7 protein-coding genes are annotated in these 6,000 nt (G+C 66.0%); 6 read left to right on the forward strand and 1 reads right to left on the reverse strand.

Going from position 1 to position 6,000, the window contains the following annotated elements:
• Positions 1–269: 269 nt before the first annotated feature.
• The 6 genes from ACFTWF_RS43725 (at position 270) to ACFTWF_RS43750 (ending at position 5,370) form a co-directional block, all read left to right on the forward strand.
• Positions 270–1,526: an MFS transporter gene (locus ACFTWF_RS43725; protein ID WP_378467294.1), complete on the forward strand. Its 1,257-nt coding sequence runs from the start codon at positions 270–272 to the stop codon at positions 1,524–1,526.
• A gap of 25 nt (positions 1,527–1,551) precedes the next feature.
• The gene (locus tag ACFTWF_RS43730) at positions 1,552–2,394 is read left to right on the forward strand and encodes an alpha/beta fold hydrolase (protein ID WP_378467295.1); all 843 of its coding nucleotides are present in this window, start codon (positions 1,552–1,554) and stop codon (positions 2,392–2,394) included.
• 13 nt (positions 2,395–2,407) lie between these two features.
• Positions 2,408–3,679 (forward strand): lipase family protein, encoded by a 1,272-nt coding sequence (locus tag ACFTWF_RS43735; RefSeq protein ID WP_378467296.1) that lies wholly within the window; start codon positions 2,408–2,410, stop codon positions 3,677–3,679.
• A gap of 103 nt (positions 3,680–3,782) precedes the next feature.
• Entirely contained in the window at positions 3,783–4,442 is a 660-nt protein-coding gene (locus tag ACFTWF_RS43740) for a DUF998 domain-containing protein (RefSeq protein WP_378467297.1), read from the forward strand.
• A 341-nt stretch (positions 4,443–4,783) separates the two neighbouring features.
• On the forward strand, positions 4,784–5,047 hold the full coding sequence (locus ACFTWF_RS43745; protein ID WP_378467298.1) for a hypothetical protein: 264 nt from the start codon (positions 4,784–4,786) through the stop codon (positions 5,045–5,047).
• Entirely contained in the window at positions 5,044–5,370 is a 327-nt protein-coding gene (locus ACFTWF_RS43750) for a hypothetical protein (RefSeq protein ID WP_378467299.1), read from the forward strand. The genes ACFTWF_RS43745 and ACFTWF_RS43750 overlap by 4 nt, the downstream gene beginning before the upstream one ends.
• Before the next feature lie 14 nt (positions 5,371–5,384).
• On the opposite strand, the gene ACFTWF_RS43755 is transcribed toward ACFTWF_RS43750, so the two are convergent.
• Complete coding sequence (locus ACFTWF_RS43755; RefSeq protein ID WP_378467300.1) at positions 5,385–5,924, reverse strand: alpha/beta fold hydrolase; 540 nt, start codon at positions 5,922–5,924, stop codon at positions 5,385–5,387.
• Positions 5,925–6,000 lie beyond the last annotated feature (76 nt).

Raw genomic sequence — 6,000 nt, forward strand, 5'->3', positions numbered from 1 at the left:
CGCCGTCGCACTTCAGCCCATCGGCTCGACTAAAACTTCCATATATTCACTTATGCACCCAGTACTCGCCGCTCTTTGGCGAGAAGCACCTCCTTCTAGGGCAGAAATCAACGATAATTGCCGAATCGGGATCGAGCCTTGCGGCCGGGCCGTGGTTAGGTCTACGCTTCCAGCAATTCACATATGGTCTGGTCGTGGCGCCCCGCCGAAGCACTCGATATGGATGCGAGTGGCTCCCCTTCGAACCACTGGTTAGTGAGAGGATGACGATGCTCGACACCGAGGTCTCCAGCTCTACGGCCCGCACGGCCGGGCTCGGACGCTTGTTCGCGTTCCTGCTACCGGCGACGACGGCGATGTATGCCGCCTTCAATGGCGTGTCACAGATTCTCGTGCCGTCGCAGGTCGAGGGTTTCGATCCCGGGGCCAAGGTGGGAAATCTGGCGGTGGTCACCGCCCTGGCCGCTCTCTCGGCGGTGATGGCGTTGCCACTGGGCGGAGCCGTTTCCGACCGCACCCGTTCACGTTTCGGTCGGCGTTCGCCCTGGATCCTGGCAATGTCGGTGCTGTCGGCCGCGCTGTTGCTCGTCATGGGTCTCAGCACCGGGATCGTGGTGCTGGCCTGCGCTTACGTGGCCGTGTGGTTCACCGCGAACTTCTACCAGGGCGCGTTCTCGGCGATCTTGCCCGACCGGGTACCGGTGAGCAGGCGCGGTCTCGCTTCCTCGGTGATCGGGCTCGGAACACCGCTGGGAATCATGGTCGGGGTCAATGTCGCCAGCAGGGTCGGCCACTTGTGGGCCTATGCGATCTTCGACGTCGCTTTCGTAGTGACGAGCGCGGCGCTGGTGCTCGGCGCGCGGGAGCCGTCCTCGGCCGATGCCGTCCTGGCACCGCGAACATCGCGGCGAGTCTCGGAGACCCTGCGCGCGTTCTTCGTGGCGTTCCGCAGCAAGGATTTCACCCTCGCATTTCTGAGCCGGGCCAGTTTGTCGCTGGCCTACTTCACCGTGAGCGGTTACCTGTTCTATGCGATGCAGGACTACATCGGTGTCGAGAACATCCCCGATGGTGACGTCGCCGTCGCGGTGAGCACGTTGTCCACGATCTCGGTGGTGACGTGGGCGGTCGTGGCCGTCTTCACCGGGTGGCTCGCGGACCGGCTCGACCGGCGCAAGTTGTTCGTCGGCATCAGCGCCGCCGGGCTTGCCGTGTCGATGCTGGTCCCGATCTCGAGCCCGAGCTGGAGCGGCATGGTCGTGTACGCGTTCCTGTCGGGTGCGTTCATCGGCACCTACTTCGCCGTCGACCTCGCGGTCATGTCGCTGGTATTGCCCGACAAAGCAAACGAGGGCCGCGATTTCGGCCTCCTCGCGGTCGCGACCGGACTCCCACCAGCCCTGGCCTCGGTGGTGGCCGGTGCGCTGCTCACCGTATTCGGCAGCTATGTCGCCCTGTTCGTCTTCGGCGCGGCCTGCGCGTTCGTCGCGGGGCTCGTCATCATGCGGATCCGCTCGATCCGCTGACCACCTTCTCAGGAAAGGCCGTCGCATGCCCTGCATCAGCACCCCCGACGGAGTGCGCCTGTGTTACGACACGTTCGGTGACCCGAAAGCCGCACCGCTGCTACTGATTCAGGGGCTCGGCGCCCACATGCTCGGCTGGCATCCCGAACTGTGCACGTCGATCGCCGACGGCGGATTTCATGTCGTCCGATTCGACAACCGCGATGTCGGGCTGTCCCAGAAATTCCCTGCCGGCGGATATCGACTGGCAGACATGGCCGCTGACACCGCCGGCCTGCTCAACGCACTCGGGATCGAGTCCGCCCACGTCGTCGGGCAGTCGATGGGGGGCCTGATCGCCCAGGAGTTGGTGATCCGCGACCCTGCACGTGTTCGGTCCTTGGCTCTGGTCTTCACCGCCCCCAATCTCGACTTCGCTGTGGGGACCGATCTGGTCCATGGCCGGATGGCCCTGCCCCGCGCCCGGAGTCGCGGCGAAGCCATCGAGTTGTACCTGCAGAACGAGGCACCATGCTCCTCGCCCGGCTATCCCACCGATCTCGAGTGGCAGCGAGAGCTCGGCGGGCTCATGTACGACCGGGATCACGACCCCGACGGTGCCGCGCGACAGCTGGCCGCGGTCTTCGCCTCACCCGACCGCACCGAAGCGCTGTCGCAGATAGCCATTCCGACAACGATTCTGCACGGCGACAGCGACCGATTGATCGAACCGGCAGCGGGTAAGGCATTGAATCGGGTCGTCCCCGGATCGACCCTCACCATCTTCCCGGGTATGGGACACGAACTGCCGCGCGCCCTCTGGAGCGACATCGTCGCCCTGATCCACGAAAATTCCCGGCGTGCGAAACCGGTGGCCCGCCATGCCTGATCGGAGTTCAACCATGACCACACGAATGCAGAACACCCGCGCAGGCCGGCATCGCCGATCGATCATTCGCAGCCTGTGCGTCGCGACGGCCGTCGTCGTGGCCGCCGCAATCGGTGGTACGTCCTACGCCGACCCCGTCGGTGCGCCGCAGGTCCTCACACCCGACCGTGATCCGTTCTATGCTCCGCCCCCGAATCTCGGCGCCTATGCCAACGGGGCGATCCTGGGATCTCGACCCTCGGCCCTGTACGGGCTTCCGCTGCCGATCAACGTGTGGCAGATCCAGTACAAGTCCAGCGACGCCGACAACCGGCCCACCACCGGTGTCACCACGGTCATGGTGCCCGACACCCCGTGGACCGGCGCAGGACCCAGGCCCGTGGTGAGTTATCAGATGGCCGAGGACGGTCTGGGCATCCAGTGCGCGTCCTCCTATGTCCTGCGGGCAGGCGTTCAGGCCGGACTGCAGAACGGCCAGGATCCAGAGACTCCGGTGGCTACCGCGCTGCTGCAACGTAATTGGGCCGTCGTGGTGTCGGACTACGAGGGACCGCAGGAACGATTCCTCGACCGTGATCAAGAGGCGCACAGCAACCTGGACGGAATCCGTGCCGCGCTGGCCTTCGCGCCCGCGGCACTCTCGCCATCCGCGCCGGTCGCTGCCTTCGGCTACTCGGGTGGGGCATTCGCGACGGCCGCGACGATGGAGATGCAGCCGCGCTACGCACCGGAACTGAATGTCGCCGGGTTCGCCGCAGGCGGTATACCCGCCGACCTGCTTGCCGCGATCGCGATGAACAACGGCACACACAACGCCGGCTTGGCGGCCATCGCGCTGGCGGCATTGGATCGTCTGAGCCCGGAGGCGAATGTCGCGGCGCAATTCGACGACGCGAGCCGCACCGCAATCGCCACAGCCTCGAACCAGTGTGTTCAACAGGTCGTCAACGCGAACGCCGGCCGCCTCCTGTACGACGCGTCGGGTCAGTCCGACCTCGCGGGAAACCCCGCGATCCAGGCCGCCGCCGGCAAGCAGAACCTCGGCCGGGCCGTGCCCACCGCCCCCATGTATGCCTGGCACAGCGGCCTCGACGACGCTTTGCCGTTGCCGTCGACGGACGCGCTGATCGACCGATACTGCGCCGCGGGCGCCACGGTCTCGTACCACCGCACCGACGTGCAGGGGCACGCCGCGGCCGCTGTCGCCGAAATTCCGGCCGCCTTCGACTACCTGAACGATCGGTTGACAGGCAGACCCGTGCAGCCCGGTTGCAATGTCTTCTGATCCTCTTCGTGTTCGGGTATTCGGACGTCGTCAGTCGCAGGCATTTTGTAGGAAGGCGGTACCTGCCATGCTCCCTGTGGAGTCCAGGAGCAGGAGAGAGGTGGTGGCGGGCGCCGTCGCGTGGATTTCGGTGTCCGCTTTCACGGTGATGAACATCGCCGCGGCGACGCGCTGGCAGGACCCCGGCTACAGCGTCCGCCGGAACTTCATCAGCAGTCTCGGCACCACGGAGTGTCTGACACAGGCGGGCAAATTCGTATGCTCACCCTGGCACCTGGCTGCGGATGTCACGTGGATAGCTGTTGGGCTGCTCATTGCTGCCGGCGCATATCTGCTGCGCCGCGCCTTCCCGGCCAACCGCCTCTCCCGCGCAGGCCTTCTTCTGCTGCTGGTCAACGGTATCGGCCTGGTCATCGTGGGTGCCAATCCCGACAACCTCCGCCCCGCGGTGCATTTTTTCGGTGGCGCAGTGGGTGGCCTCGCCGGCGTTCTGGGAGCGCTGGTCCTGGGTCTGGCGTTGCGGCGCGATCGTTTCTGGCGGGCCTACGGCTATGCGGCAATCGTGATCGCATTCCTGAGCGGCGTCGGCGCGGCGCTGATGCAGGTGTCCACGAACTGGGTCGGCCTTTTCGAAAGCCTCCTCGCGTACCCGGTGATGTGGTGGATGACCGCTGCCGGAATCCGCGTTCTCCTTTCTGCCCGACGGCAGTGCCCGGACATTCCCACGACACCGGCACCGAAGCTGCGGGGACGTACGCGGTGATGCAGTTGCCGGAATACTTCCGGACAGCCTTCTGTTGAAGGATCTGACGGTGGCGCGCATACCCCGGGTACCACACCAGAAAAGTCGCCGCGAGCGACCACTTGCCGAGAGGCGATATGGCGTCACCGTCACCCTGACCGGGCAAGACCTGCATTGCGTAGCGTTCCCGGAAGGGATGAGGAGCCGCTGACATCGGGGAAGGTGCCGGCGGCTTCCCTTTGCCTTCCTGACTTGTCTTCCTGACCACCGAGGACCCCGCCGGTCTGCCGTGACCACGGCAGCATGACACCCTGTCCGACGAGACTGCATGCCCGCCGAACCTGGGGAGGACCCACGCCGCCATGACAACCTGGACCCTCTGGCTCGGTGCCGTGCTCGTCGTCGGCGGCTCGGTCGCCCACATCAAACATCAGACCGTGGCGGCCCGTGTTCTCTGGGCGCTGGCCGTGCTCGCCTTCGTGGTGACGGGCGTCGGGGCGGTGGCCGAGATGTCGCTGCCCCTGGCGGTGACCCTGGTTGTCGCGATCGCGGCGACCGTATCCCTGGTCGTGGTCACGAACAAGCCGGGGAAGCCCGCGGCCACCGTCAGACGGGGCGCGCAATGATCAGCGGGATCTGTGCCGTCGTCCTCGGCGTACTGCTCCTGGGCTCGGAGTTGGCCGACCGGTGGCGCGGGCGTCGATCAGAACTCGCCCGCATCGCCGAGATCGTCGCCACCCTGGACCGCTTCCAATGGTGGGTGCTCGAAGACCTCGCCGAGGCCCGGCAGGCGTTTGTGAACCGGGACCGCAACTGGGGGAGCGAGGAGACCCGGGCGTTCCTCGCCGCCCGGGAGCGCGCCACGCAGTGCGGGATCCCGGACGAGGTGGCGGTGTACCGGCTGGCCGACCGGATCATCCGGGACAGGGACAACTCGGCAGTGAAGTGAGCCCGGCGCGACGCCTAGAAGAGATCCGGCGTCGCAGGCGGCACGTCGTCGAGAAACTCACTCACCATCGGCACCAGCACTGCGGTCTGCCCAGAGATGCCGATGTGTGACGTCGCCGGCAGAATCACCAAGCGCGCGGCCGGAACCTTCTGGAGCATCCCCGACGCTGCTGCTTGCTCGTCGCCGCCACCGCGCAGTTCGAACATCTTCAGCGCATGCTCCGGCCTGACGCCATCCGCATCCCCGATGATGACCATCGTCCTCGCCGAAATCGAACGCATCTGTGCGTCGCTGATGTCCTGGTCCTCGGCGTTCAGAACCTTCATCTTTTCGAGGTACGTGCCGAACGCCGCGGCGTCCGGCGTGTGCTCCTTGAACGACTGCTCGACGGGCGTGCCGGCAAAGGCTGAGGCGTCGAGACCCTCGATGGCCTCGATTACCGACGGATACCAGCCGTCCTGGCGGTAGGTGGCCGACAGTGAGACCAGCTTGTCGACGAGCGCCGGGTGACGAAGCGCGAGCTGCAGCGCGACCCCTGCTAGCGGACATGCCAACCTCCCTGTAGACGGACACGTTCGTCCCTGCTGACGGACAGCTGATCTCCCTGTCGATGGACATGGGGCCGGCGGT

This window comes from Rhodococcus sp. NPDC056960 (assembly GCF_042674125.1).
Lineage (GTDB): Bacteria > Actinomycetota > Actinomycetes > Mycobacteriales > Mycobacteriaceae > Rhodococcus_F.

What these genes read in the sequence shown, in the direction of transcription:
- ACFTWF_RS43725 (WP_378467294.1), top strand. Translation starts at nt 270, where the DNA reads ATGCTCGACACCGAGGTCTCCAGCTCTACGGCCCGCACGGCCGGGCTC.
- ACFTWF_RS43730 (WP_378467295.1), top strand. Translation starts at nt 1,552, where the DNA reads ATGCCCTGCATCAGCACCCCCGACGGAGTGCGCCTGTGTTACGACACG.
- ACFTWF_RS43735 (WP_378467296.1), top strand. Translation starts at nt 2,408, where the DNA reads ATGACCACACGAATGCAGAACACCCGCGCAGGCCGGCATCGCCGATCG.
- ACFTWF_RS43745 (WP_378467298.1), top strand. Translation starts at nt 4,784, where the DNA reads ATGACAACCTGGACCCTCTGGCTCGGTGCCGTGCTCGTCGTCGGCGGC.
- ACFTWF_RS43750 (WP_378467299.1), top strand. Translation starts at nt 5,044, where the DNA reads ATGATCAGCGGGATCTGTGCCGTCGTCCTCGGCGTACTGCTCCTGGGC.